Origin of the sequence: uncultured Microbacterium sp. (assembly GCF_963528945.1) — a bacterium.
Lineage (GTDB): Bacteria > Actinomycetota > Actinomycetes > Actinomycetales > Microbacteriaceae > Microbacterium.
Map to the genome: position 1 here is coordinate 1,184,879 of NZ_CAURWX010000001.1, position 25,222 is coordinate 1,210,100.

Annotated in this window: 26 protein-coding genes and 1 other RNA gene; 5 read left to right on the top strand and 22 right to left on the bottom strand. The window is 70.7% G+C overall.

Annotated elements, in window-relative coordinates; translation table 11 throughout:
- Positions 1–33: 33 nt before the first annotated feature.
- From RWS82_RS05600 to RWS82_RS05610, 3 genes are read right to left on the bottom strand one after another with little or no spacing between them, the layout of a single operon-like run.
- Positions 34–3,009: a bifunctional [glutamine synthetase] adenylyltransferase/[glutamine synthetase]-adenylyl-L-tyrosine phosphorylase gene (locus RWS82_RS05600; protein WP_314647695.1), complete on the bottom strand. Its 2,976-nt coding sequence runs from the start codon at positions 3,007–3,009 to the stop codon at positions 34–36.
- 8 nt (positions 3,010–3,017) lie between these two features.
- Positions 3,018–4,355 (bottom strand): glutamine synthetase family protein, encoded by a 1,338-nt coding sequence (locus tag RWS82_RS05605; protein WP_314647696.1) that lies wholly within the window; start codon positions 4,353–4,355, stop codon positions 3,018–3,020.
- A gap of 2 nt (positions 4,356–4,357) precedes the next feature.
- Entirely contained in the window at positions 4,358–4,573 is a 216-nt protein-coding gene (locus RWS82_RS05610; protein ID WP_314647697.1) for an SPOR domain-containing protein, read from the bottom strand.
- A 69-nt stretch (positions 4,574–4,642) separates the two neighbouring features.
- Between RWS82_RS05610 and ppgK the strand changes: the two genes are divergently transcribed.
- Positions 4,643–5,389 carry a polyphosphate--glucose phosphotransferase gene (ppgK, locus tag RWS82_RS05615; RefSeq protein ID WP_314647698.1) on the top strand — a complete coding sequence of 249 codons (747 nt, stop codon included), beginning with the start codon at positions 4,643–4,645 and terminating at the stop codon, positions 5,387–5,389.
- Between the two features lie 65 nt (positions 5,390–5,454).
- On the opposite strand, the gene rnpB is transcribed toward ppgK, so the two are convergent.
- The 4 genes from rnpB to RWS82_RS05635 all read right to left on the bottom strand — a co-directional run bounded on the left by rnpB (position 5,455) and on the right by RWS82_RS05635 (position 8,766).
- Positions 5,455–5,822: RNase P RNA component class A (gene rnpB, locus RWS82_RS05620), an RNA gene on the bottom strand.
- Positions 5,823–5,852: 30 nt separating this feature from the next.
- A complete protein-coding gene (locus tag RWS82_RS05625) occupies positions 5,853–7,553 on the bottom strand; it encodes a bifunctional 3'-5' exonuclease/DNA polymerase (protein WP_314647700.1) in 1,701 nt (566 codons plus the stop codon).
- A gap of 22 nt (positions 7,554–7,575) precedes the next feature.
- Positions 7,576–8,307, bottom strand: a complete 732-nt coding sequence (locus RWS82_RS05630) for a C4-type zinc ribbon domain-containing protein (protein ID WP_314647701.1) — start codon at positions 8,305–8,307, stop codon at positions 7,576–7,578.
- Between the two features lie 33 nt (positions 8,308–8,340).
- Entirely contained in the window at positions 8,341–8,766 is a 426-nt protein-coding gene (locus RWS82_RS05635) for a YchJ family metal-binding protein (protein WP_314647703.1), read from the bottom strand.
- 44 nt (positions 8,767–8,810) lie between these two features.
- Here RWS82_RS05635 and RWS82_RS05640 point away from each other — a divergent pair, with 44 nt between their 5' ends.
- The gene (locus RWS82_RS05640; RefSeq protein ID WP_314647705.1) at positions 8,811–9,659 is read left to right on the top strand and encodes an aldo/keto reductase; all 849 of its coding nucleotides are present in this window, start codon (positions 8,811–8,813) and stop codon (positions 9,657–9,659) included.
- 13 nt (positions 9,660–9,672) lie between these two features.
- Here the strand turns inward: RWS82_RS05640 and RWS82_RS05645 are convergent, their stop codons facing one another.
- Entirely contained in the window at positions 9,673–10,509 is an 837-nt protein-coding gene (locus RWS82_RS05645; protein WP_314647706.1) for a helix-turn-helix transcriptional regulator, read from the bottom strand.
- A gap of 101 nt (positions 10,510–10,610) precedes the next feature.
- Here RWS82_RS05645 and RWS82_RS05650 point away from each other — a divergent pair, with 101 nt between their 5' ends.
- Positions 10,611–11,375, top strand: a complete 765-nt coding sequence (locus RWS82_RS05650; RefSeq protein ID WP_314647707.1) for an SDR family NAD(P)-dependent oxidoreductase — start codon at positions 10,611–10,613, stop codon at positions 11,373–11,375.
- A 40-nt stretch (positions 11,376–11,415) separates the two neighbouring features.
- On the opposite strand, the gene RWS82_RS05655 is transcribed toward RWS82_RS05650, so the two are convergent.
- Positions 11,416–12,369: an L-lactate dehydrogenase gene (locus RWS82_RS05655; protein ID WP_314647709.1), complete on the bottom strand. Its 954-nt coding sequence runs from the start codon at positions 12,367–12,369 to the stop codon at positions 11,416–11,418.
- Between the two features lie 71 nt (positions 12,370–12,440).
- Here RWS82_RS05655 and RWS82_RS05660 point away from each other — a divergent pair, with 71 nt between their 5' ends.
- A complete protein-coding gene (locus tag RWS82_RS05660) occupies positions 12,441–13,400 on the top strand; it encodes an NAD(P)H-quinone oxidoreductase (RefSeq protein WP_314647710.1) in 960 nt (319 codons plus the stop codon).
- A 234-nt stretch (positions 13,401–13,634) separates the two neighbouring features.
- On the top strand, positions 13,635–14,723 hold the full coding sequence (locus RWS82_RS05665; protein ID WP_314647711.1) for an AAA family ATPase: 1,089 nt from the start codon (positions 13,635–13,637) through the stop codon (positions 14,721–14,723).
- Positions 14,724–14,729: 6 nt separating this feature from the next.
- Here the strand turns inward: RWS82_RS05665 and RWS82_RS05670 are convergent, their stop codons facing one another.
- The 13 genes from RWS82_RS05670 to RWS82_RS05730 form a co-directional block, all read right to left on the bottom strand.
- Entirely contained in the window at positions 14,730–15,416 is a 687-nt protein-coding gene (locus RWS82_RS05670; protein WP_314647713.1) for a sigma-70 family RNA polymerase sigma factor, read from the bottom strand.
- A 119-nt stretch (positions 15,417–15,535) separates the two neighbouring features.
- A complete protein-coding gene (locus RWS82_RS05675) occupies positions 15,536–15,850 on the bottom strand; it encodes an HU family DNA-binding protein (protein WP_314647714.1) in 315 nt (104 codons plus the stop codon).
- Positions 15,851–15,968: 118 nt separating this feature from the next.
- Positions 15,969–16,358 (bottom strand): flagellar assembly protein FliW, encoded by a 390-nt coding sequence (locus tag RWS82_RS05680; RefSeq protein WP_314647716.1) that lies wholly within the window; start codon positions 16,356–16,358, stop codon positions 15,969–15,971.
- Positions 16,355–17,230: a flagellin gene (locus tag RWS82_RS05685; protein WP_314647717.1), complete on the bottom strand. Its 876-nt coding sequence runs from the start codon at positions 17,228–17,230 to the stop codon at positions 16,355–16,357. Before RWS82_RS05685 ends, RWS82_RS05680 begins: the two co-directional genes overlap by 4 nt.
- A gap of 25 nt (positions 17,231–17,255) precedes the next feature.
- Positions 17,256–18,662: a flagellar hook-associated protein FlgK gene (gene flgK, locus RWS82_RS05690; RefSeq protein ID WP_314647719.1), complete on the bottom strand. Its 1,407-nt coding sequence runs from the start codon at positions 18,660–18,662 to the stop codon at positions 17,256–17,258.
- Positions 18,663–18,665: 3 nt separating this feature from the next.
- Positions 18,666–19,148 carry a flagellar export chaperone FlgN gene (gene flgN, locus RWS82_RS05695; protein WP_314647722.1) on the bottom strand — a complete coding sequence of 161 codons (483 nt, stop codon included), beginning with the start codon at positions 19,146–19,148 and terminating at the stop codon, positions 18,666–18,668.
- Between the two features lie 120 nt (positions 19,149–19,268).
- Entirely contained in the window at positions 19,269–19,517 is a 249-nt protein-coding gene (csrA, locus tag RWS82_RS05700; RefSeq protein ID WP_314647723.1) for a carbon storage regulator CsrA, read from the bottom strand.
- Positions 19,518–19,601: 84 nt separating this feature from the next.
- The gene (locus tag RWS82_RS05705; RefSeq protein WP_314647724.1) at positions 19,602–21,662 is read right to left on the bottom strand and encodes a flagellar biosynthesis protein FlhA; all 2,061 of its coding nucleotides are present in this window, start codon (positions 21,660–21,662) and stop codon (positions 19,602–19,604) included.
- 26 nt (positions 21,663–21,688) lie between these two features.
- Entirely contained in the window at positions 21,689–22,792 is a 1,104-nt protein-coding gene (locus RWS82_RS05710; protein ID WP_314647726.1) for an EscU/YscU/HrcU family type III secretion system export apparatus switch protein, read from the bottom strand.
- On the bottom strand, positions 22,789–23,550 hold the full coding sequence (locus tag RWS82_RS05715) for a flagellar biosynthetic protein FliR (protein WP_314647727.1): 762 nt from the start codon (positions 23,548–23,550) through the stop codon (positions 22,789–22,791). Before RWS82_RS05715 ends, RWS82_RS05710 begins: the two co-directional genes overlap by 4 nt.
- On the bottom strand, positions 23,550–23,825 hold the full coding sequence (gene fliQ / locus RWS82_RS05720; protein ID WP_314647729.1) for a flagellar biosynthesis protein FliQ: 276 nt from the start codon (positions 23,823–23,825) through the stop codon (positions 23,550–23,552). Before fliQ ends, RWS82_RS05715 begins: the two co-directional genes overlap by 1 nt.
- Positions 23,825–24,658 carry a flagellar type III secretion system pore protein FliP gene (gene fliP / locus RWS82_RS05725; protein ID WP_400190061.1) on the bottom strand — a complete coding sequence of 278 codons (834 nt, stop codon included), beginning with the start codon at positions 24,656–24,658 and terminating at the stop codon, positions 23,825–23,827. The genes fliQ and fliP overlap by 1 nt, the downstream gene beginning before the upstream one ends.
- Positions 24,659–24,793: 135 nt before the next feature.
- A complete protein-coding gene (locus tag RWS82_RS05730; protein WP_314647731.1) occupies positions 24,794–25,222 on the bottom strand; it encodes a flagellar biosynthetic protein FliO in 429 nt (142 codons plus the stop codon).

The window sequence follows — 25,222 nt, forward strand, 5'->3', positions numbered from 1 at the left end:
GCGCGGGGGCGGCCACCGCAAGTCGACACGGCCTCAGCCGTAGAACTCGTGCTCGAATGCCTTGCGCGCACGCCGCGTGACGCCGAGGAAGTCCTCTTCGAGCTGCGTCGCCGATCGATCGGGGTAGCCGAGGATGCGCGCGATCGCATCGAGCTGGCGCCGATCGGCCGGAAGCACGTCGCTGGTCGATCCGGTGAGGATCGTGATGGCCGACCGGAGCCGGCTGGAGAGGAGCCACGCCTCGCGCAGACGCTCCGCCGCCTCCGACGGGATCAGGTCGGCGTCGACGGCGGCGGCCAGCGCATCGAGCGTCGACGTGGTCCGCAGAGCGGGAACCGCGTGCGCGTGCTGCAGCTGGATGATCTGCACGAGCCACTCGACGTCGCTGAGCGTGCCGGGTCCGAGTTTCAGGTGGCGACGAGGGTCGGCGCCCTGCGGGAGCCTCTCCCCCTCGACCCGGGCCTTGATCCGTTTGATCTCGCGGACGCCCTGCAGATCGATGTCGGCCGGGTAGCGGATGCTGTCGGCGAGCTCGATGAACCGCGCGATGAGCTTCGTGCTCCCTGCCACTCCCCGCGCGCGGAGAAGAGCCTGGGCCTCCCACGACAGGGACCAGCGGCGGTAATAGGTCGCGTACGCCGCCAGCGACCGCACGAGCGGCCCGCTGCGCCCCTCCGGGCGAAGACCGGCGTCGAGTTCGAGCGGCAGGCGGTGATCGGTGAGGTGCTCGCGCAGTCCGGCGACGATCTTCGCGGCGAGGGCCTGGGCGCGTTCCGGCTCGACACCGTTCGGGTCGTACACGTAGAGGATGTCGGCATCCGATCCGAAGCCCAGCTCCGCACCCCCGAACCGGCCCATCGCGATGACCGAGAAGTCGAGCGCATCGTCTTCGGGCGGAACGACCTCGCGACGCACCGCCCGCAGGGCGGCCTGGATGGTCACGGAGGTGATGTCGGTGAGAGCCGTGGCGACCTGTTCGATCGTGAGAACGTCGAGCACGCCCCCCATCGCGGTGCGCAGCAGTTCGCGACGACGCAGGGCCCGGACCGCGCGCAGGGCGTCGGCGACCGTGCCGTGGCGCATCTGGATGGCACGCGCCTCGTCGTCGAGAGCGCTCGCGCTCCGGGGCCGCAGCAGCTCGGCGCTGTCGAGCCAGGCGACCGACTCCGGGATCCACTCCATGAGCTCGCCCACGTAGCGCGACGACGACAGCAGGCGGGTGAGGCTCTCGGCCGCACCGGACGAGTCCCGGAGCATCCGCAGGAACCAGTGGGTGCTGCCCAGTCGCTCGCTGATACGACGGAAGGCGATGAGGCCGTAGTCGGGGTCGCTGCCGTCGGCGAACCAGCGCACCATCACCGGCATGAGGTGTCGCTGGATCGTGGCCTTGCGACTCAGCCCCGTGGTCAACGCGCCGATGTGACGCAGCGCTCCCGCCGGGTCGCGGAACCCGATCGCCGCGAGACGGTCGTGCGCCTGCGCGGTCGAGAGCGAGCGCTCCCCCTCGGGAAGCGCCGCCACCGCGCTCAGCAGCGGCCGGTAGAAGAGGCGCACATGGATGTCGCGCACCTGACGGCGCACCGCCTCCCAGCGCGCCCAGATCCCCGGGCCGTCGTCGGCGAGGGCCGTCGCGCGGGCGAGCACGCGCAGACCGTCGGGCGTACGGGGCAGCAGATGCGTACGGCTGAGCTCGCGCAGCTGCAGTCGGTGCTCCATCAGGCGCAGCACGCGGTAGTCGTCGGCGAAGGCCGTCGCCTCGGCGCGACCGATGTACCCGCCCTCGACGAGCGCCTCGAGGCTGTCGAGTGTGCCCCGCGTGCGCAGCGTCGGGTCGGTGAGGCCGTGGACGAGCTGCAGCAGCTGCACGGTGAACTCGATGTCGCGCAGTCCCCCGCGGCCGAGCTTCAGCTGGTGGTCGGCGTCGTTCGGATCGATGTGCTCGGTGACGCGCTCGCGCATGCGCTGCACGCTGTCGACGAAGTTCTCGCGTGCGGCACTCGACCAGACCTTCGGCTGCACGGCCGCGATGTAGTCGCCTCCGAGGACCGGGTCGCCGGCCAGCGGCCGGGCCTTCAGCAGAGCTTGGAACTCCCAGCTCTTCGCCCACCGGTCGTAATACGCCAGATGCGACCCCAGGGAGCGCACGAGTGCGCCCTGCTTGCCCTCGGGGCGCAGGTTCGCGTCGACCTCCCACAGCGGCGGCTCGGTCTCGATGCCGCTGAGTCCGCGCATCGTCTCCCGGGCGAGTCGGGTGGCGAGGTCGACGGCTCGCGCCTCGCTCACCACCTCCTCGTCCGCCGTGCCGGCGACGAAGATGACGTCGACATCGCTGACGTAGTTCAGCTCCCGCGCCCCGGCTTTGCCCATCCCGATGATCGACAGGCGCGTCGCCGCCACCTCCGCACGATCGGTCGTCTCGGCGACGCGCGCGCGAGCCACGGCGAGCGAGGCTTCCAGGGCCGCACCCGCGGCATCCGCGAGCGCCGCTGCGACACCGGCGACGACCTCGACCGGCGCAGCGCGCGTGAGATCGAATGCCGCGATCGCCGCCAACGCGCGGCGGTATGCGACGCGGAGGGCGACCACCTCCTCGTCGCCTCCCGCGCGCGCGAACCCGTCGACGGCCCCCACCGAGGCGAGCAGCGACGCGTGCAGGGCCTCGGCGCTCGGCAGCGTCTCGGATGCTTCCGCCAGAACAGAGAGCTCGGACGGATGCCGGAGGAAGAAGTCGGCGAGCCCCTCGGAGGCGCCGAACACCCGCCACACCCGCCGCTGCGCGGCACCGCCGTCGAGGAGCTCGGCGAGGGGCCCCGCATCGCGCCGCGCGACGCGCAGCATGCCGCGCACCGCCGCATCGGGATCGGCGGCATCCGCCTCGGCGAGCAGCGTCGCACGGTCGCGCCCGACCAGCTCGGCGAGCTCGGCGAGGGCCGCGCGGGCCTCACCGAGCTCGTCGAAGCCGAGCCGGGCCAGCGCGGACAGCGAGACGGAATCGTCCGGACGGGCCATGCGCAGGCTCAGAGCAGCTCGAGGTTGTTCTTCAGCTCGAGCGGCGTGACCTGGCCGCGGTACGCCTCCCACTCCTTGCGCTTGTTGAGGAGCACGTAGTTGAACACCTGCTCGCCGAGCGTCTCGGCGACGAGTTCGGACTCCTCCATGTACTCCAGGGCGTGGTCGAGGCTCGCGGGCAGCGAGGCATACCCGAGCGCGCGGCGCTCGGAGTCGCTCAGCGACCACACGTTGTCCTCGGCCTCGGGCGGCAGTTCGTACTCCTCCTCGATGCCCTTCAGACCGGCGGCGAGCATCAGGGCGTACGCGAGGTACGGGTTCGCGGCGGAGTCGAGTGCGCGGTACTCGACGCGCGACGACTGCCCCTTGTTCGGCTTGTACATGGGCACGCGCACGAGGGCCGAGCGGTTGTTGTGCCCCCAGGTGACGAAGCTCGGGGCCTCGTCTCCGCCCCACAGCCGCTTGTACGAGTTGACGAACTGGTTGGTCACCGCAGAGATCTCGTTGGCATGGCGCAGCAGACCCGCGATGAAGTGGCGACCCGTCTTGGAGAGCTGGTACTTCGCGCCCTCCTCGTAGAACGCGTTCTGATCGCCTTCGAAGAGCGACATGTGCGTGTGCATGCCGCTGCCGGGGTGACCGCTGAGCGGCTTCGGCATGAACGTGGCGTACACGCCCTGCTCGATCGCGACCTCCTTGATGACCGTGCGGAACGTCATCACGTTGTCCGCGGTCGTCAGGGCGTCGGCGTAGCGCAGGTCGATCTCGTTCTGGCCTGGGCCGCCCTCGTGGTGGCTGAACTCGACCGAGATGCCGAGGTCTTCGAGCATCCGGACCGAACGCCGACGGAAGTCGTGCGCCGTGCCTCCCGGCACGTTGTCGAAGTAGCCCGCCGAGTCGACCGGGACGGGACCCTCGGGTCCGTAGGTCGACGACTTCAGCAGGTAGAACTCGATCTCGGGGTGCGTGTAGAAGGTGAACCCCGCGTCGGCGGCCTTCGCCAACGTGCGCTTGAGCACATGACGGGGGTCGGCGACGGCCGGCTGACCGTCGGGGGTGGTGAGGTCGCAGAACATGCGGGCGGTCGGATCGATCTCCCCGCGCCACGGCAGCGTCTGGAACGTCGTCGGGTCGGGTTGCGCGAGCAGATCGGACTCGTAGCTGCGGGTCAGACCCTCGATCGCGGAGCCGTCGAAGCCGATCCCCTCGGCGAACGCGCCCTCGACCTCGGCCGGCGCAATCGCGACCGACTTCAGGGTGCCGATGACGTCGGTGAACCAGAGGCGCACGAACTTGACGCCGCGCTCCTCGATCGTCCGCAGGACGAAGTCCCTCTGCTTGTCCATGCTCACTCGGCGCCCTGGCCCTTCCTCTGGTCCCAGCCCGATTCGGCGGCTTCCTCGTCGGCCCAGGCGCGCGCACGCTCCTGCAGCTTCTCGGGGGCACGGGCCGCCTCGGCCTCGGTGTCGAAGGGACCCACGCGGTCCGCCGACGGCGAGATCATGCCGAACTCGACCGCCCCCGTCTCGAGGTTGTACCAGTACTTCTCATCACCGTCGGACATGGCCGGTCCCTTCCTCGTCTGATGTCATCGATCCTAGTGGCGCGAGAGCCTGTCGCTATGCTGAGGATCATGGCAAAAGCGATCGGCGTCGACATCGGCGGCACGGGGATCAAGGCGGGAATCGTCGACCTCGAGCACGGCATCATGGCATCCGACAGGGTGCGCGTCCCCACCCCCGAGGGGGCTTCTCCCCAGGATGTCCTGCAGGCCGTGCAGACCGTCCTCAAGACGCTGGATGTGCACGATTCCACCCTGCCTCTGGGCGTTGCCTTCCCGGCGATCGTGAAGCGCGGGAAGACGCTCTCGGCCGCCAACGTCTCGAAGGAATGGGTCGACTTCGACGCCGAGCGCTTCTTCCGCGACGGCCTGGGTCGCAACATCGTCTTCGTCAACGATGCGGATGCCGCAGGCGTCGCCGAGGCACGGCACGGCGCAGCCCGTGACGTGCGGGGCTTCACCCTGCTCACCACGCTCGGCACCGGCATCGGCTCCGCGTTCCTCTACGACGGCGTGCTGCTTCCGAACACCGAGCTCGGCCACCTCCACTTCGGCACGTACGAGTCGGTCGAGCAGTGGGCGGCCACCTCCGCGCGCGAGCGCGAGGGACTGACCTGGTCGGAGTGGGCGGAGCGCCTGCAGGCGTTCTACTCGCACATCGAGTTCCTCTTCAGCCCCGACCTGTTCGTCGTCGGCGGCGGCGTGTCGAAGAACGCCGGCGACTTCCTGCCGCTCCTCGACCTCAAGACCCCGATCGTCCCGGCGATTCATCGCAACAACTCCGGCATCATCGGCGCGGCGTCGCTCGCCGGCGACTGACCTCCCGACAGACAACGAGGGCCCCGCGACCATCCCGGTCGCGGGGCCCTCGTCATGGTCTGGGGCGAATGGGCCGGCCTGTACGCCGGGTTCTGTTCCGGGGTTCTTCGCCCCTTCGACGGCCATCTCTCTCGGCGACACGTTGCCGTGCCGCTCCAGCGGTCTACCCGAGGACTCGGCGAGCCGCGTCAACATCCTCTGTCTGACCTTGCTCCGGACGAGGTTTACCTGGCGGGACATGTCACCATGCCCCCCGGTGGTCTCTTACACCACCCTTTCACCCTTACCCCGCGGCCTCTCGGCCCGAGGCGGTCTACTCTCTGTGGCACTGTCTCGCGGATTGCTCCGGGTGGGTGTTACCCACCGCCCTGCCCTGTGGAGCCCGGACGTTCCTCGGTGCGGTCTCCCGCCACGCGACCGTCCAGCCGACCCATTCGTGTCCACCAGTCTACGCGCGCGACCCTCACTTCTGCGCCGAGTCGGCGATCCGCAGGTCGAGGGGGACCTCGATGGGGAAGGACCCGAACAGGCGGTGCGTCGCGACGACCGCCGCCTCCCGCACCGCGGCCGCCGCCGCCTCCCCCTGCTCGGCGGGCACGTGCAGCACCACCTCGTCGTGCAGGAAGAAGGCGAGGTGCGCCTCCCCTGCGAACGGCCCGGACGCGGGCGCCGGATGCGCGGCGGACGGCAGTGCCCGCAGCCGATGCCGGATCTCCGCCAACCAGATGAGCGACCACTCCGCGGCCGTCCCTTGCACGACGAAGTTGCGGGTGAACCGGCCCCAGTCCCGAGCCCGCCGACGCGCGAGAGCCACGACCGCCGGGTCGGCGTCGGCCGAGCTCGCGGCTGCCTGCAACGCCGTCCACTCCCCCGGAGGCCGGGGCGACGAACGTCCGAGCCACGTCGACACGCGCCCGCCGTCTTCGCCCGTGCGAGCGGCCTCGTCGACGAGTCCCATCGCGCGCGGGAACACCTTGCGCAACTGCGGCACGAGACGTCCGCTGTCGCCGGTCGTCGCTCCGTACATGGCGCCGAGTACCGCGTACTTCGCTTCTTCCCGCGTGGCGACGGCGCCCGATGCGACGACCCCCGCGTAGAGGTCGGCACCCTGCGCGGCGCGGGCCATGGCCCGGTCGGACGACAGCGCGGCGAGCATCCGCGGCTCCAGCTGCGCGACGTCGGCGACCACGAGCGTCCACCCCGGGTCGGCGCGCACGGCGGGCCGGAGCATCCGCGGCAGCTGCAGCGCTCCGCCGCCGGACGACGCCCATCGGCCGGTCACCACGCCGCCCGGCACGTACACCGGGCGGAAGCGTCCGCCATGCACCCACTCCGCCAGCCAGGCCCAGCCGTTCGCGGCGAGCAGCCGCGACATCTTCTTGTACGCGAGCAGGGGCTCGACGACCGGATGCTCGTGCCGCGCGAGCTCCCACCGGCTCGTCGACTCGACCGACACCCCGGCACGGTGCAACGCCCGCAGCAGCTTGGGCTGGCTGTCGAGCCGCAGGCCCGCGTCGCCCAGGATCGCCCGAACGCGATCGCCGAGCTCGACCATCCGGCTCGGCGTCCCGCCGGCGCGAGGGCGCGCGCCGAGCGCGTCCTGCAGGATGCCGTCGTGCACGGCGGGGTCCCACGGCAGCCCCGCGGCACGCATCTCCTCGGCGATCAGCCCTCCGGCCGATTCCGCCGCGCAGAGCAGGGCGAGGCGGCCGTCGGGGGCGGCGGCCAGCACCCGCTGCTGCGCGGCGTACTGTTCCAGGACGGTCTCGGCCGGGTCGCCGGCCGTGGCCGCCGTCTCCCACAGATCGAACAGGGAGGGCGCGTCGTCGGGCGCGTCCTGCGGCACCCACTCCGGCGACGGCGGGAGCGCGGTGGGCACGGAGGCCGTGTCGCGGAGGATCGCATGGCACAGCAGCAGGTCATGCGCGCGCGAGAGACGGGCACCCGCGGCCAGCAGCCGCGGATAGACGTCGCGCGCACTCCGCAGGATCCACCGCGGAGCGTCGTCGCGCTCGGCCTCCGCGATCCACGCCGCCGCCTCGGTGGAGGTCAGGCGGATGCGGTCGGCCTCGGCCCCGTCCGGGGAGAGTTCGACGGCGAGGAGATGGGCCGGGCCGTCGGCGATCAACGCGATGCGGCGGTCGGCGGTGGGCGACGCGCTCATGTCGACGAGGGCGTCGCTGCGGTCACAGCCCCGATTCCTCGGTGCGGACGAGGATGCTTCCGCACTCCGGGCAGGACACGACCTCGTCCTCGGGCGCGCGACGGATCTCGGCCAGGTCGATGCCCGGCAGCAGGATGCGGCACCCCTCGCACGTGCCGCGGGTCAGCAACGCCGCCCCGGAGTTGTTGGTCGCACGCCGTGTGTACTCGGCGAGCAGATCGGCCGGGATGGTCTCGGCGACCGCCGCACGGTCGCGTGCCAGCTGCACGCCGAGCTCGGCCGCCGCCGACACATCGGCCTTCCCCGCGGCCGTCAGCGATGCGCCCTCGGCGGTCGTGATGTCGAGGAGCGCCTGCTGCGCATCGACGGCGGCCTCGGCCTCCTCGACGCGGGACATGACCTCGAGCTGCGCGTCTTCGAGGTCGCTCTGACGCCGCGCCAGACTCGCGAGCTCGTGCTCGAGAGCCTGCGCCTGCTTCGGGTCGGTCGCCACCGCGAGCCGCTCGGCGTCGCGAGCACGACGCTGTTCGACGATGACCACGTCGGACTCGATGCGCGTGAGCTCGGCGCGGGCATCGTCGCGGACACCGGTCAGCGTCGTGAGCTCGCGGAGCTGATCCTGACGGATCGCCACGAGCTCGTTGATGCGCCCGGCCTGGGAAGGGTGAGTCCTGGCGCGATCGGCCTGGGCGATCCGACGGTCGAGGTCGGCGATGTCGAGCAGGACGCGCTGGTCCGCGGGGGTGGCTTTCACGCTCTCAAATCTATCGCTTGCCCCCGACGCCCGTCACCGGACCGCGCCGTCGACGTACAGCCACCGTCGATCCTCGCGCACGAAGCGGCTGCGTTCATGCAACCTGCCGCGCTCGCCGTCGTGCACCCAGTGCGCTTCGAACTCGACCACGCCCCGGTCGTCGAAGGGTCCGCCCGCCTCGCGGTCGACGATCACGAGGCGGCGCCACATCAGGCCCGGGTCGGGGTCGAGACGGGAGGGACGCGTCGACGGGTGCCAGGTGTCGAGCAGATACGCCGGCCGTCCCAGCGCGAACGCCGAGTACCGCGAACGCATGAGTCGTTCCGCGGTCGGTGCGGCCGACGCCCCTGCGAGGAGGGGACCGCAGCACGATCCGAAGACGTCGCCGGACCCGCAGGGGCAGCGCTCCGCCGGATCGAGCACGGTGTCGCCGTTCGACGTCTCGGCCTCAGTGGTCATCGTCCCAGCGTACGCTCGGAGGACCCACCGAGAAGGAGCACCCCGTGAGCACCACGCCCGTCGTCCCCACCTTCACCGCCCACAACGGCTTCGCCCTCCCCGCGATCGGGCTGGGCACCTATGCACTGAACGGCGATGCCGGCGCGGAGGCCGTCTCCGCCGCTCTCGACGCCGGCTACCGCCTCGTCGACTCGGCCTTCAACTACGAGAACGAGGGTTCGGTCGGGCGCGGCGTCGCCGCCGCGTCCGTCGCCCGTGCGGAGATCATCGTGACGACGAAGCTCCCCGGTCGGCACCACCGCCGAGACCGAGCGCGCACGAGCATCGAGGAGAGCCGTTCGCGCCTCGGCCTGGACGCCACCGACCTCCACCTCATCCACTGGCCCAACCCCAGCCAGGACGAGTACGTCGAGGCGTGGGCCGCCCTCGTCGAGGCGCAGGAGCGCGGCACAGTGCGTCAAATCGGCGTCTCGAACTTCCTGCCGGAGCACCTCGAGCGCATCGAGCGCGAGACCGGCGTGCGTCCGGTCGTGAACCAGATCGAGGTGCACCCGTACTTCCCGCAGGAGGAGCAGCTCGCCTACCACCGGGAGCACGGCATCCTCACCGAGGCCTGGAGCCCGCTGGGCCGTGCGAAGGAACTGCTCGACGAGCCGGTCGTGCGCGAGATCGCGGCAGCCCACGACGCGACCCCTGCCCAGACGGTGCTGGCCTGGCACGTCGCCCGGGGCGTCGTGTCGATCCCCAAGGCCTCGTCCACGGCGCACCAGCTCGCGAACCTGCAGGCCGTGGACGTGGCGCTCGATGATGCCGAGGTGTCCGCGCTCACCGCACTCGGCCGACCGGACGGCCGCCTCTTCGACGCCGACCCGGCGCGCCACGAGGAGAGCTGAGGCCGCCCGACCGTCAGACGCGCTGGGTGCCGACGACGCGGAGGAGGTCGAGCTTCCCCGCGGCCTCGCTGCCCGGCGCGGCGGTGAGCACGATGAGCGCCTGGGACTCGTCCTCGGTGAACAGCGCCTGGCAATCGACCTCGATCTCGCCGACCTCCGGGTGCACGATCACCTTGTGCTGCTCGAAACGCCTGCCCACCTCGTGCGCGTCCCAGAGTTCGACGAACTCGTCGCTGCGCCGGGAGAGCTCGGCGACGATCTCGCCGGCACGCGACCGCTCGCCCATCACCCCGACCGCGGCACGCAGGGAGGCGACGAGCGCGCGGCTCTGCCGCGGGTGGTCGACCTCGCGGTAGCGATGACGCTCCGTTTCGGGATGCGCGAACCAGCGGTAGATGCCGCTCCGATCGAGCCCGGACAGCACGCGGGCGTCGCCGAGCACGGCGCGCGCGGCATCGTTCTGCACGAGCACCTCGTCGAGCACCGAGACCACGAACGCCGGGGTGTCGTGAAGACGGTCGAGCACGCGCAGCATGCCGGGCCGCACGTAGTCGGTGAGGCGGGCGCGATCGGGGGCGCTGTGGCCGCACAGCCGGTACAGGTAGTCGCGCTCGTCCTCCGTGAGACGCAGCGCGCGGGCCAACGACGCCAGGAGCTGCACGCTGGGCTGGGGGCCGCGACGCTGCTCGAGACGCGTGTAGTAGTCGGTCGACATCGTCGCGAGCTGCGCGACTTCCTCGCGCCGCAGGCCGGGCGTGCGTCGTCGGGAGCCGGAGGGCAATCCGACGTCGTGCGGGTTCAGGCCCTCTCGTCGCCGCAGCAGGAAGTCGGCCAGCGCTTCTCGATCCACCTCAGCAGTATGCCGCGGCATCCGTCGCTGCATCCAGGGACCGCCCCTCCCCCGATCACCGCTCTCTGGAGGACGCCGGGTCGCGCGCGCAGGCTGTGGGCATGGACATCAGCGGAAACACCATCTTCATCCCCGGCGCGACCAGCGGCATCGGACTGGCCCTCGCCCTCGCGCTGCACGAACGCGGCAACACGGTGATCGTCGGCGGGCGTCGCGAGGAACGCCTCGCGGCGATCGTGGCGGAGCACCCCGGCCTCCACGCCGTGCGCATCGACACGGCCGACGCCGACAGCATCCGCAAGGCGGTGGCCGACGTGGTGGATGCCCACCCCACCCTCGACACCCTGATCGCGATGGCGGGGATCATGCGCGTCGAGGACTGGCGTTCGGCCGACGGCCTGCTCGACACCGCCGAAGAGATCGTGACCACCAACCTGCTCGGTCCGATGCGCCTCATCGCCGCCCTCACCACGCATCTGCAATCGCGACCGTCCGCCACCATCATGACGGTGTCGTCGGGTCTCGCGTTCGCCCCGCTCCGCGTCACGCCCACCTACAACGCGACGAAGGCAGCGATCCACATGCTGAGCGAGTCGCTGCGGCTGCAGTTCGCCGGCACGGGCGTCTCGGTCATGGAACTCGAGCCGCCGGCCGTGCGCACCGACCTGATGCCCGGTCACGCCGAGAACGAGCAGGCGATGCCCCTCGACGCCTTCGTCGACGAGGTGATGCAGCTCATCGAGGCGCATCCGGATGCACCCGAGATCCAGGTGGAGAGCGTGAAGTTCCTGCGGTACGGGGAGGCGCGCGGAGACTACCCCGCCGTCGTCGCGGCGCTCAACCGCATCGACCCGCACGGGAAGTGAGACGGTGGGGGCGTCACCGGCGTGACGCCCCCATCGGTCTTCAGCGCCGCAGCGAGTCGGCCGCCGCCGAGAGTGCGTCGGCCGACTGCCGCAGCAGCGCGAGCTCCTCGTCGGAGAACGACGTGGTTCGGATCGGAACCGCGCCGGAGGCGCTGACGATCGACGGCACGGACAGGGCCACCCCGTCGATGCCGTGGAAGTCGTGCAGCACGGTGCTGACCGGCATCACCGCGTGCTCGTCGCCGAGGATCGCCTCGACGATGCGCGCGCTCGACAGGCCGATCGCGTAGTTCGTCGCCCCCTTGCCGCGGATGACCTTGTACGCGGCATCGCGCACGTCGACCGCGATCTCGCGGAGTTCGTCGAGCGTGATGGGCGGATGCCCCGGCGTCTCCCACTCGAGGAGCGGCACGGTGCCGATCGTCGCCCTCGACCAGAGCGGGAACTCGGTGTCTCCGTGCTCCCCCACGATGTGCGCGTGCACACTCGCGGTCGAGACCCCGGCGCGCTGCGCCAGCTTCCACCGCAGGCGGGAGGTGTCGAGCACCGTGCCGGAGGCGAAGATGCGCTCGGGCGGCAGACCCGTCTCCTCCTGCGCGATGACCGTCAGCACGTCGCAGGGATTGGTCACGATCACGTAGACCGCGTTCGGCGCGACCTCGAGCAGCTGCGGCATCATGCCGCGGATGATCCCCGCGTTGACTTCCGCGAGCTCGATGCGCGTCTGGCCGGGCTTCTGCTTGGCACCGGCGGTGATGACCACGACGTGCGACCCGGCGGCGACCGAGACGTCGCTGCCGCCCGTGATGTCACTGCTGCCGGTGAACTGCGTGCCGTGCGCGAGGTCGAGCACCTCGGCCTCGACCTTCTCCTGCGCAATGTCGTACAGCGCGACATGTCGCGCCGAGCCGCGGATGAGTGCGGCGTACGCGACGCTCGACCCCACACTGCCCGCGCCGACGACCGTGAGCTTCGAGTTCTCGATGATCTCCATGCGCCCAGTGTGGCAGCACGGCGTCGCCCCCTTCCAGCGCCGCAGGCGAGGCGCGCGACTACCGTGGAGGGATGCGCACCGTCGTCGTCACCGCCGATCACCGTCTCGAGGTCCAAGACACCCCGGAACCGCGTCCCGACGAGGGCGAGGTGCTCGTCGACGTCATCGCGGCGGGCGTGAACCGGGCGGACCTCGCCCAGGCCGCCGGCACCTACCCGCCACCGCCCGGTGCCTCACCGATTCTGGGGCTGGAGGTGTCCGGACGACGGCGGGACACCGGCGAAGAGGTCGTCGCGCTGCTCGCCGGCGGCGGCTACGCCGAGACCGTCGCTGTTCCCGAAGCGCAGCTCCTGCCGATGCCCCGCGGGCTGTCCCCGATCGAAGCGGCGGGCCTGGTGGAGGTCGCGGCGACCGTCGTCTCGAACCTCGTGCTGGAGGCCGGCCTGCCGGTCGAGACCCCCGAGGGCGCGGAGCCCACGCGGGTCCTGGTGCACGGCGGCACCGGCGGCATCGGTTCCTTCGCCCTCCAGTTCGCACGCACGACGGGCGCGCGGGTCTTCACCACCGTCGGCTCGGCCGAGGCGGTGCGTCACGCGGAAGAGCTCGGCGCGGAGCGGGCGTGGAACCGCCACACCGACGATGTCGGCGCCGCGGTGGAGCGCCTCGGAGGGGTCGACATCATCCTCGTCGTCGTCGGCGGTCCGGCCGTCGATACGAACGTGCGGATGCTGGCGGAATTCGGCCGCCTCGTCGTGATCGGCACCCTGGGCGGCAGCACGGGGACGCTCGACGTCGGGACGCTCATGTCCCGGAGGGCGCGGGTCATCGGGACGACCCTGCGTTCCCGCGGCGTGGACGACAAGGCTCGCATCCTGCGACGCACCCGGGAGCTGGTTTGGCCTCTGATCGAGGACGGGACGATCCGCGTGCCCGTGGAGGCGGTGCATCCGCTGGAGGACGCCGGATCGGCGCATGCCGTGCTCGCCCGCGGCGGGCACGTGGGAAAGGTCGTGCTCGCGGTTCGCGATTGACCTTCACGCGCGCGACGCGCCCGGGTCCCCGGCCCCGCTTGGTCCGGCCCCGTCGGTCGTGAAATGGTATACCAGACGGCCCCCCGCCGTCTTCCCGAGGCCCCTGCGCACCTCCCCCTGTCTGCAGGGGCCTCTCCCCTGCCCGGTCGAAATCTTTCGAACCGACACTTACGGCGCGCGGAACCGGGCCGATATATCAATATCGGGGAGAAGATCGGCCAGGAGGACGTTGACGTGACGAGCACCTACATCGAGACGGGCGGGCACGTCCGCGTCTACGACGACGCCGTGCGCACCCACGAGATGTTCCCCCACGGCACCTACCGCGTGCACTTCACCGCGAAGGAGGGGTTCAGCCTCGTGCGCATCGACGACCTCGCCGTCGGGGGCGAACGCGTCTACGGGGGTCGCGAGCAGAAGGTCGAGAAGATCTTCGCCGCCTACGCCCGCGCCGAGCGCAGCCTCGGAGTGATGCTCTCGGGAGACAAAGGCATCGGAAAGTCGATGTTCGTTCGTATGGTCGCGGAGCGCGCCCGTGCGCACGACCTGCCCGTCGTGGTCGTCACCGAGGACCACGACGGCATCGTCGAGTTCCTCGACAGCCTCGACGAGTGCCTGGTCGTGTTCGACGAGTTCGAGAAGACGTTCCCGCTCGGCCGCCGCAGCCTCGGCGACGGCGTCAACCGGCAGAACCAGTTCCTCACGCTCTTCGACGGGCTCTCGGCCGTCAAGCGCATCTACTGCCTCACCGTGAACGACGTGTCGGAGGTGAGCACCTACCTCGTGAACCGCCCCGGCCGTTTCCACTACCACATGCGATTCGAGTACCCGGGCCCCGACGACGTGCGCCAGTACCTGCGCGATCAGGCACCGCACGCCGACCCCGTCGAGATCGAGAACGTCGCCCTGTTCTCACGTCGCGCGCGGCTGAACTACGACCACCTTCGGGCGATCGCCTTCGAGCTCGACCACGCCGGGTCCGTCTTCTCCGAGATCGTGGACGACCTGAACATCAAGTCGGTCGAGCCGAGCGTCTACCGCATCGAGGCGCGTTTCCCCGACGGCCGAATCTGGGCCGACGAGACCGAGGTGAACCTGTTCGAGCGCGGCGACGTGGGCCGCACCTTCGAGCTGCGCCACGGCATGCGCTCGATGTTCGCCTCGTTCGTGCCCCAGGACCTCGTGTTCGAGAGCGACGGGACGATCCTCGTGCCCGTGGACCGCCTCGAACTGCTCGACGACCACGACGACGAGCCCGAGATCTACCCGACCTCCGTCACCCTCACGCTCGTGGGGCAGGCGACGTTCGGGTACCCGCTCTGACGAGAGCTATCCGACGGCCGACACGTCGTGCACCTGCAACGCCTGCCGCAGCATCCGCACCGCCTCGGCGCGCTGCTGCGAGACGGCCGCGTGCGAGACACCGAGCTCCGACGCGATCTCGCCCACCGTGCGCTCGTCGAAGTAGACGGCGCGGATGATCCATCGTTTGCGTTCGGGCAGTGCCTCGACCGCCCGGCGGAGGAAGGCATCGCGCTCCTCCGCCGCCGCGAGCTCCTCGGGCAGGTGGCCCGACCACGGGGCCTCGCGCACCTCGTCGGCATCGAGGCTCAGCATCCGCAGATCGGCGACCGCGAGAGCATCGCGTACGGCTTTCGGCGGGAGACCGAGTTCGTGCGAGACCTCGGCGACGGTCGGCTGGCGTCGGAGAGCGCCGGTGAGGCGTTCGCGCGCGGCGGCGGCCTCTTTCGCGCGGGACCGGACCGCGCGCGGCGCCCAGTCCATCGCCCGCAGCTCGTCCTTCAGCGCCCCGTCGACGCGGCCGCGCGCGAAGGCGCCGAACGGGACCCCGAGTGTGTCGTCGAACCGATCGGCCGCACGCACGAGCGCGTACGACCCCGCCGAGAGGAGGTCGTCGCGCGCCACGTTCGTGAGCCGCGAGGCGAGGCTCGCCGTCGCCGCGCGCACGATGTGCAGATGGTCGACGACGAGCTGGTTCCGAGCGCGCAACGGCATGGAGCGAGGCCTCTTTCACTGTCGGTGCAAGCCCTCCCCAGCAGCCCACAGCGCAGCCACCGCATGGTGGCTGGAACCCTCATTGAATCACACGGCGCCCGGCGCGCCGCGATGCGTCGTCAGTCGTTCACCTGCACGCGGCGGTTGACCTCCCGCGTGGCCGAGAACTTCAGCACCGTGTAGTCGGTGACCTCGGCCGATCCGTCGTCCTTGGCGAACTGCACGCGGTGGCCCTTGTGCGCTTGCGGATAGAACTTGCCGAAGTTCGTCAGGGTCACCGTGTGCCCCTGCCCCACCAGATCGAGCAGCTCGTCGATCATCGCGGTGTACGCCGTCTGCGCGGCCTGGACGGAGATGCCTCCGCGCCGCGCGAAGCGCTGCACGAACTCCCTCTTGCTGACGCGATTCGCATCGAACGTCTTGGACGTGCTCATTCACTTACCCCCAGTAAGTCGTTCGCTCCACGGGCGGGTCCCCAGCCCGGTCCCCCGAGGATAGTCGTTCTTTCTTGATATCTGCGGTGAACCGAGAGTTCACCTGATCTTCGAGCGCTCAGCCGCCGAGCCGGGCGCGTAGCGGATAGTCCTGGTCGTCGAGGATCACCTGCAGGGCGCGACCGGTCTCCCGGTGCACGAGCAGCGGTGCACGGAGATTGAGGTGGATGCCGTCGTCGGCCGGGTTCGCCACGACCAGCACGCGCACGTCCTCGGTCGCGGCCGCGCCGATCTCCTCGAGCGCGACGGCGGGAACCCGCGGCTCGTATTCGCTCGGACCATCGGAGGCGTCGAGGAGGAACAATCGCACATCGGCCTCGACCGAGCGCAACGCGAAGAGCCCGGCGGCCCCGTCGACGGCATGCAACGAGAACGCCGTGTACGGGTGCAGACCCGGCATCGGGGTGACGAAGGTCACGCTCTCGGGCGTGGTGCCGACGGCGGTCATCGCAGGAACTCCAGGAGGTTGGTCTGCAACGACCGTGCGGTCACCTGCAGAGCGGATTGGAAGACGAGCTCGGCGGATTGGAGGCGCACGAGGACCTCGAGGCTGTCGACGTTCTCGACCTCGGCCCGTCGGGCCTCGAGGTCGGTCGACGCCGCCAGATGGAGCGACGACGCGCGTTCCAACTGCACCTGGCGTGCACCGGTCGCACCCCGCGCGGCGACGACCGCGGTGAGGCGCGCGTCGATGTCGTCGAGACGCGTGCCGACGTCGGCACCGCCGCGCAGTTCCGCGGCGATGTCGTTCAGCAGCGCGAAGGCGCTCGCCGGCCCGTCGCCGAAGGCCTGCGAACCGTCGAAGTCGACCCGCACGGTCTCGTTGTCACTGATGCGGCGCTGCACCGTGCTGCCCGGAGTGCCCTGGAAGACGAAGGTACCGGAGGCGAACGCCGCACCCGCGTCGCTCGTGCCGGCGAACACGTTGCGACCGAGCACGGTGGTGTTGGCCTGAGCGAGCAACTCGGCGCTGATCGTCTCGAGCTCCTGCGCGATCGACTCGCGGGCCGTGGGGCTGAGCGCGCCGGAGTTCGCCCCCTGCGCCGTGAGGTCGCGAGCACGGTTGAGCAGGTCGGCGCTCGCGCCGAGCGCCGTGTCGACCGTCGTCACCCACGCCATTCCATCGCTGGCGTTGCGCGCGAACTGGGCGACGCGCGACTGCTCGCCGTGCACCCCGAGAGTCGTCGCCGCGGCAGCCGGGTCGTCGCTCGGAGCGCGGAACGCCCGCTGGGAGGATGCCTGGTACTGCAGCAGCTCGCGGTCGGCGAGGGTGCCCTGCAGGGTGCGCAGCGACTGCTGGGTCATCGTGGTGCTCGTCACTCGGCCGATCATGTCGTCTCCCGGGTCAGCGGCCGACGAGGCCGGTGCGGTTGATGAGGAGGTCCAGGGCCTCGTCCATGGTGGTCAGCACGCGGGCCGCGGCCTGGTAGGCGGTCTGGTAGGTCAGGAGGTTGATGGTCTCCTCGTCGCCGTCGACCGAGGCGCTCGACTGCTGCGCCGTGACGGCGGCCACCGCCCCCGATCCGGCGATGTCGGCGCGTTGCAGGTCGCCGGCGACCGACACGGCGAACCCGGTGACGAACGCACCCCAGGTCGCGCTGGGCCCCGTCGCCGACGTGGCCAGCGCGCCGAGCCGGTCGGCGATCGTCGTGTCCTTCGCCCCGGCGCCGGGTGCCGATAGGGCGAGGTCGGCAAGGGATGTCGGCACGACGCTCAGCCCGCGAGCCGGGGGTGCGGAGGGGTCGATCGCGAAGAAGTCGCCCCCCGGGGTTCCGGCCGCGGTGACGCCCGATCGATGCACGTCGTTGACGGCGGCGGCGAGAGCGGCGGCGGTCTCGTTGTAGGCGCGGGCGACCGCGGCGAGAGAGCCGCCGTCCGCTGCCGGGGCGAGCGCGCTGAGGGATCCGCCGACCGTGCCGCCGACCACCGGCACCGTCACGCCCGGGCGATCGGCCCAGGCCACGGTGACCCGGCCCGCATCCGCGATGGTCCGCGGGCCGCTCGCCACGAGTGCGCGCGCGGAGTCGCCCGAGACCAGGGCGTTGCCGTCGACGCGGAGCGTCAGGGTGCCGTCGGCTTCGGGCGTGCCCGTCGCTCCGACGATCGAGGAGAGCTGCTGGGCGAGGGTGGAGCGCTGGTCGATGAGCTCGTTCGCGCTGCGCCCCGACTGCAGCGCCTCCCGGATCTGCCCGTTGAGGGTCGCCACCTGGCCCGCGAGCGAGTTGGCCTCGGAGAGCTGCCGATCGACCGCGCCCCGAAGGTCGGCCCACTGGCCGGCGACCGCGTCGTACCCGGCGCCGATCTGTCCGACCAGCACCTGGGCGTTGGTGAGAACCACCTGCGCCGCCGCGCCGTCCGGGGTGTTGGCGAGATCCGACCATCCGGCCCAGAACCGGTCGAGGTTCGCCGCGAGCCCCTGCTTCGTGGGTTCGGCCATCGCCTTCTCGGCCTGCGCGGCGGCGGATGCTCGCGCGGTCCAGAAGCCGGAAGTCGCGAGGGCGTCACGCACACGGGCGTCGAGCACCTCGTCGCCCAGCCGCGCGATGCCGGTGACATCGACCCCTCCGCCCACGGCGAAGCCCGTGCGCCAGAGGCCGGCGAGGCCCGGCGCGGCGGCGGGCGTCTGCTCGACGCGCTGCCGCGTGTACCCCGGCGTGGTCTGATTGGCGATGTTCTGACCGGTCACGGTCATGCCGGCGCGGGCCGCCGAAAGTGCGGATTCGGCGAGGCGGAGGCCTGCGAACGACGACATGCCTCACGCCCTCGTGTCGAGGAGTCGGGCGTCGGCATCGCGGACGACCTCACCGGAGGCGGCGTATTCACCGCTCGGCACGCCGAGACCGGCGATGGTCTCCTGCGTCACACGGATCGCGGTGCGCAGGCGCTGCTCGTTGATCTGCTTCATCTGCTCGATCTCCTCCGCGAGGGCGCTCATGGTGCGCAGGTGCTCCGAGAACACCTCGCGCCAGGCGTCGGTGGGCGCGGCGTCGATCAGCGCGCTGAGGGTGGATGCCTCGGGGACACCCCATTCGTCGGCGACGGCGACGACGAGCGTGTCCCGCGAGAGGGCGACCGTCGGCATCGCCGCGAGCACGCGCTCGATCTCGGTCACGGCGTGCCGGATCCACCGGTTGCGTCCGGTGGCCAGGAGCGTCTGCTGCACGTCGAGCTTGAAGAGCAGGAGCTCGAGCAACTCGCGCTCGCGCATCAGCTGCATGCTCAGGTCGTGGGCGGCCACGTGTATCACCTCGTCGGATCGGGTCTGGACGACGAATCACCCGCCATCCCCCACGACTATCGCGACACCGGTAACCGCAGTAACTCGGCGAGCATGGGCAGAACTCCCCATCGACGGATCTCAGTCGATGTGCGATGCGCCGCCGAGGGCCTTCCGCAGAGCATCCTCGGCTGCGCCGTCGGACGCCGCCGTCACCGCATCCTTGTTCGCATCCTGCACGGCGAGGACGATCTCGGCGCGATGGATGCGCATGTCGCGCGGCGCATCGATCCCGACCCGCACGCCGCTCGGCGTCACGGCGAGGATGGTGACGGTGATGTCGTCGCCGATCACGATGCTCTCGTCGGCGCGTCTCGTCAGTACCAGCAACCCATCCGCCTTCCGTGGCCGGCGCGCTCGCGCGCAGTCGTCACCACGGTACTGCATTCCCTCGTAAACGAGCGGATGCACCCGCTAGGCGCTGGGGAGCGCCGAGGGCGTCAACCGCACAACGCCGACGACGTCGGTTGCGAGACCCCCCGCGGCGGCCTCGTCGTACGACAGGACGACGATCCCGCGCACCTGCGGCGCGACGAGGCGCCGTACGGCCGCCCGGAGCGTCGGCGCGCACACCAGCACCGGCTCCGGTCCGGAGGGGTCGAGCTCGGTCATCGTGCGCCGCACGCTGTCGATGACCTGCATCGTGGCGTCCGGCGGGAGAACGATCTGCGGTGCGCCGTCGACGACCCGCATGCCTTCGAGCATCTGCTGCTCGAGCACCGGCTCGAACATCACCACGCGCAGCCGGCCGTCCTGGGCGAAGCGGGCAGCGATGGCGGGTCCGAGTGCGCTCCGTGCCGCGTCGACGAGACCGGCGGTGTCGGTCGAGACCTTGCCGCGCAGGGCGAGCGCCTCAAAGATGCGGGTGAGGTCGTTGATGGGAACCCGCTCCGCCAGCAGACCGGCGAGCACACGCTGGATCGCCGCGAGCGAGAGCACGGCGGGGGTGAGCTCTTCGACGGTCGTGGGACTCGACTGGCGCAGATGCTCGGTGAGCTGACGGACGTCTTCGAGCGAGAGCAGCCGCTCGGCGTTGGCCTGCACCACGTCGGAGAGGTGGGTGATGATCACGCTGGCCCGATCGATCACGGTGGCGCCGGCCATGTCGGCCGCGTGCGACATCTCGGCCGGCACCCACTTGCCCTCCAGCCCGAACACCGGGTCGACGACAGCGGCGCCCGGAAGGTGCTCGAGGCCCGCGCCGATCGCCAGGACATGGCCGCGGGGCACCTCTCCGCGCCCCACCTCGACGCCCGCGATGAGCAGCGCGTACGTCTCGGCCGGCAGGTCGATGTTGTCGCGTGTGCGGACCGGAGGCATGAGCATCCCGATCTCCAGCGCGAGCTTGCGACGCAGCGCCTTCACCCGGCCGAGCAGGTCACCCGCTCCCCCGGCCGCGAGGTCGACGATGTCGGGCGACAGCGAGATCTCCAGCGCGTGCACGCGCATGCGCTCCATCAGCTCGTCCGGCGACTCGGCGGCGGCATCGGCTGCGGTCTGCTCCTGCTCCTCCGCCGCGCGGGCCGCGGCACGGTCCTCGTTCGCCTTGACGCGCGACGCGGCGAACAGCAGCACCGCACCGATCGCCGCGAAGACGAGCAGGGGCATGCCCGGGATGAACCCCATCGCGATGGCGGCGAGCCCCGTGATGACGAGCGCGGCGCGCGACTGCAGCAGCTGGCGGCCCGCCGCCTGCCCCATCTCCGACTCGACGTTCTCGCGCGTGACGATCATGCCCGTCGAGACGGCCATCAGCAGCGCGGGGATCTGCGTGACCAGCCCGTCGCCGATGGTCAGGATGCTGTAGGTCTGGAGGGCATCGCCGACCTCCATGCCGTGCTGCACCATGCCGATGATGATGCCGCCGACGAAGTTGATGATCACGATCACGATGCCGGCGATCGCGTCGCCCTTGACGAACTTCGACGCACCGTCCATCGCGCCGTAGAAGTCAGCCTCGGCGGCGACGGCCGCCCGGCGCTCCCGCGCCTCCTGCTCCGTGATGAGGCCGGCGTTGAGGTCGGCGTCGATCGCCATCTGCTTGCCCGGCATCGCGTCGAGGGTGAAGCGCGCCCCCACCTCGGCGACGCGCTCGGCGCCCTTGGTGACCACGACGAACTGGATCACCGTGAGGATGAGGAAGATGACGGCGCCGATCACCAGCGAACCGCTGATCGTGATCTCGCCGAACGCCTGGATGACCTGCCCGGCATGCGCCTCGCTGAGCACCAGGCGCGTGGAGGCGACGTTGAGTCCCAGCCGGAACAGCGTCGCCACCAGCAGAAGGCTGGGGAACACCGAGAAGTCCAGCGGCTTCTTCACGAACATCGCCGTGAGCAGGATGAGCAGCGCGAACGCGATGTTCAGCACGATGAGCACGTCGAGCAGCGCCGTCGGGATGGGCACGATCAGCAGCAGGATGATGCCCACCACCCCGACGGGCACCCCCGCCTTCGAGATCAGCTGTCCGAACATCGCCTCTTCCTCTCCTCGTCCGGGGCTCAGAGCCCGCGGTCCCTCGTGCTCGCGAACGGCATGGTGTGCGTGCCCCGCACCGAACCGCGACGCCTCAGGTGCTCGATGAACGCGAGCACCTGCGCCACGGCCGTGTAGAGCCCTTCGGGGATCTCCCGCCCCACGTCGCACGCCGCGTGCAGGGCTCGCGCCAGCGGAACGTCGCGCACGAGCGGCACCCCGCTCTGCTCGGCCTTCTCGCGGATCTTCTGCGCCACCACTCCGGCCCCCTTCGCGACGACGCGCGGCGCTGCTTTGCCCGGCTCGTAGCGCAGCGCGACCGCCACGTGCGTCGGGTTGACCAGCACCACGTCGCTGTCGCCGACGGCGGCGATCATCCGGTTGCGGCTGAGGGCGATCTGCCGAGAACGACGCTGCGAACGGATCAGCGGATCACCCTCGGTCTTCTTGTGCTCGTCCTTCGCCTCCTTCTTCGTCATGTGCGTGTGCTTGCGGTTGCGCCGCAACACCACGAAGACGTCGATCGCCGCGAGCAGGATGCCCACGACCACGGCGACCTGCAGGAGCGCGAGCGTCCCCCCGGCCGCCTGCTCGAGCAGCCAGGCGATGTTGTGGCTCCCACTCGCCATGAGAACGGGCACGAGACCGGCGACGACGATCCAGAGCGCCAGCCCGATCGCGGCGGTCTTCAACAGCGCCTTGGCACCCTCCCACAGCGCCTGACGTCCGAGCACGCGCTTCAGCCCGGCCACGACGTTGAACTGCTCCGCCCGCATCGTCAACCCGCGCAGGTGCACCCCGCCCTGGGCGACGGCCGTCGCCGCCGTCGCGAGCAGCACCACGAGCATCATCGGCAGCAGGATGCCGCCCATCGACCCGAAGGCCGCCCCCAGGGCCTGCAGGGCGGCGCTGTCCGCCGGGTGCGCGGCCACCTGCGAGATGCCCAACGAGAGGTCGGTGAGCGGCTGCATCGACGCGGCGATCGTCGGCACCGCCATCACCGCAGCCGCCGCGATGCACACCCACGCCGTGAAGTCCTGACTGCGCCCGATCTGCCCCTTGCGTCGCGCCTCTCGGAGGCGGCGGTCGGTCGCCTTCTCGGTGCGCTCGCCGCTGTCGGTGTCGCTCATCCGGTCACCCCCAGGAGCAGCCGCGTGGCATCGTCGGCGATGGCCGCCACCACGCCGGGGAGGACCGCGTACACGAAGGCGACCAGCAGCAGGGTGAGACCGATCTTGACGGGGAAGCCCAGGGCGAAGGCGTTCAAGGCGGGCGCCACACGGGTCACGAGTCCCAGTCCGACGTCGGCGAGGAACAGGACGATGAGCAGGGGGCCGGCGATCTGCACCGCGCTGAGCATCATCTGGCCCGCGGCGCCGATCAGCGCCTCGGCGGGACGCCCGAGGTCGATCACTCCGTCGACCGGCACCGCGTCGAACGAGCGGAACAGCCCGCCCAGAACCAGCTGGTAGCCGTCGGAGGCGAAGAGCAGCAGGATCGCGGTCATCTGGAACAGTCGCGTGAACTGGGCGCCGTTGACCGCCATCCCCGGATCGAACGCCTGCGCCAACTGGAAGCCGCCGAACGTGTCGACGAGGTGACCGGCGCCCTGGATCGCGCTGAACAGCGCCATCACGAGGAAGCCGAGCAGCGCCCCCGTGAGCGCTTGACCCATCAAGGCGAACAGGAACCCCGGAGTGTCGAGGCGTTCGTACCCGACGGTGACGACGGGCGAGACGGCCAGGGCGAGGCCCACCCCCAGCATGGCGCGGATGCGCATCGGGATCGTGCCGTGGCTGAACGGCGGGGCCAGCACGAGGAACGCCGTGATGCGCACGGCCGCCAGAGACGTCGCCTCGAGCCAGGTGAAGTCGATGGGGATGTACATCAGCCGCCGTTCAACAGGGCGGGGATGCGCGCGAACATCTCGTTCGAGAAGGCGATGAGCTCGGCGATCATCCAGTGGCCGCTGACGAGCAGTGCGATGCCGACCGCGATGAGCTTGGGCACGAACGAGATCGTCATCTCCTGCACCTGCGTGATCGACTGCAGCAGCGAGATCGCGAAACCGACGACGAGCGCCGTGATGAGCAGCGGTGCGCAGAGCTTGGCGCCGACGATGAGAGCCGCCTGGCCGATGTCGATGACCGCTTCAGGACTCATCAGCCACCTCCGCTGTACGACTGGACGAGCGCCGTGACGACCATCCCCCACCCGTCGATGAGCAGGAAGAGCAGGATCTTGAACGGCAGCGAGATCATCACCGGCGGGAGCATCATCATGCCCATCGACATGAGCGCGCTCGCGACGACGAGGTCGATCACGAGGAAGGGCAGGAAGATGATGAACCCGATGAGGAACGCCGCGCGCAGCTCGCTCAGCATGAACGCCGGGACGAGGGTCTGCAGCGGCACGGCCGAGGGGTCGTCGGGGTTGTCCATCTGGGCCGCGCGGTACATCAGCGCGATGTCCTCCTCGCGGGTGTACGACAGCATCCACTGCCGCAACGGCTCCTGTGCGAGCTCGAACGCGCGCCCGAAGTCCACCTCGCCGGCCGTGAACGGGCTCACGGCGACCGTGTTGATGTCGGTGAGCACGGGCCACATGATGAACAGCGTCAAAAACAGGCTGAGACCGGCGAGCACCTGATTCGGCGGGATCGACGGCAGCGACAGCGCGTTCCGGGTGAGCGCGAGCACGACGAAGATCTTCGTGAAGCTCGACATCATCAGCAGCAGTGCGGGCGCGACGCTCAGCACGGTGATGCCCAGCAGGGTGACGATGCTGTCGGACGGGGTGCCGTTGATGCCGTTGATCGTCACGCCCTCGCCGTCACCCGTCTGCGTCGGCAGGACCGTGGCGTGCGCGGCCGCGTCTCCGATGCCCGCGAGCACCACGATCGCCGCGACGCCGAGTGCGACGGCCAGCAGGGCACCGACGCGCACGGCACGGCGCGCGGGGCGCGCGGGCAGCACGACGGGGACGGATTCGGGCACGGCGGCGCTCCGGAGAAGAGGAGGTGGCCGATCCGTAGCCGGGGAGAGAGCGATCCGTGCTCGTCGACGACTATTGCGGCGCGAGCACCGCGCCGTAACCCGACGGTTCGCGCCGGATGGCGTGAACCTCGCGGATCAGGCGACCGATTTCAGCGTGCGCCCGTCCGGGTCGGCGGGCGGAGCGGCCTCGACCTCGTGCGGGTCTTCCTCGTCGAACGGCGCCGGTGCCTCCTGCGTGTCGACCACGCTGACCCCCTGCTCGGTCACCCCGAGCACGTAGCGGATGCCGCCGAACTCGGCGACGACGAGCTGCGCCTTGCCGGCGAGCCCCGATCGTGCGATCACCGTGATCTTCTCGGTGCGCGCCTTGGCCGTTCCGCGGGTGCGCAGCGCGCCGGGGCGCGACAGCCCGCGCAGGGCGCGGGGGCGACCGGGGACGAGGCCCGAGAGCGGATGCGCCCCCTTCGCTCCCGCCTTCTGCATGCGCCTGCTGAGGAACACCAGCAGCCCGAGCACGGCGGCGAGAGCCACGACCATGCGCAGGGCGACGAGGATGTCATCCAC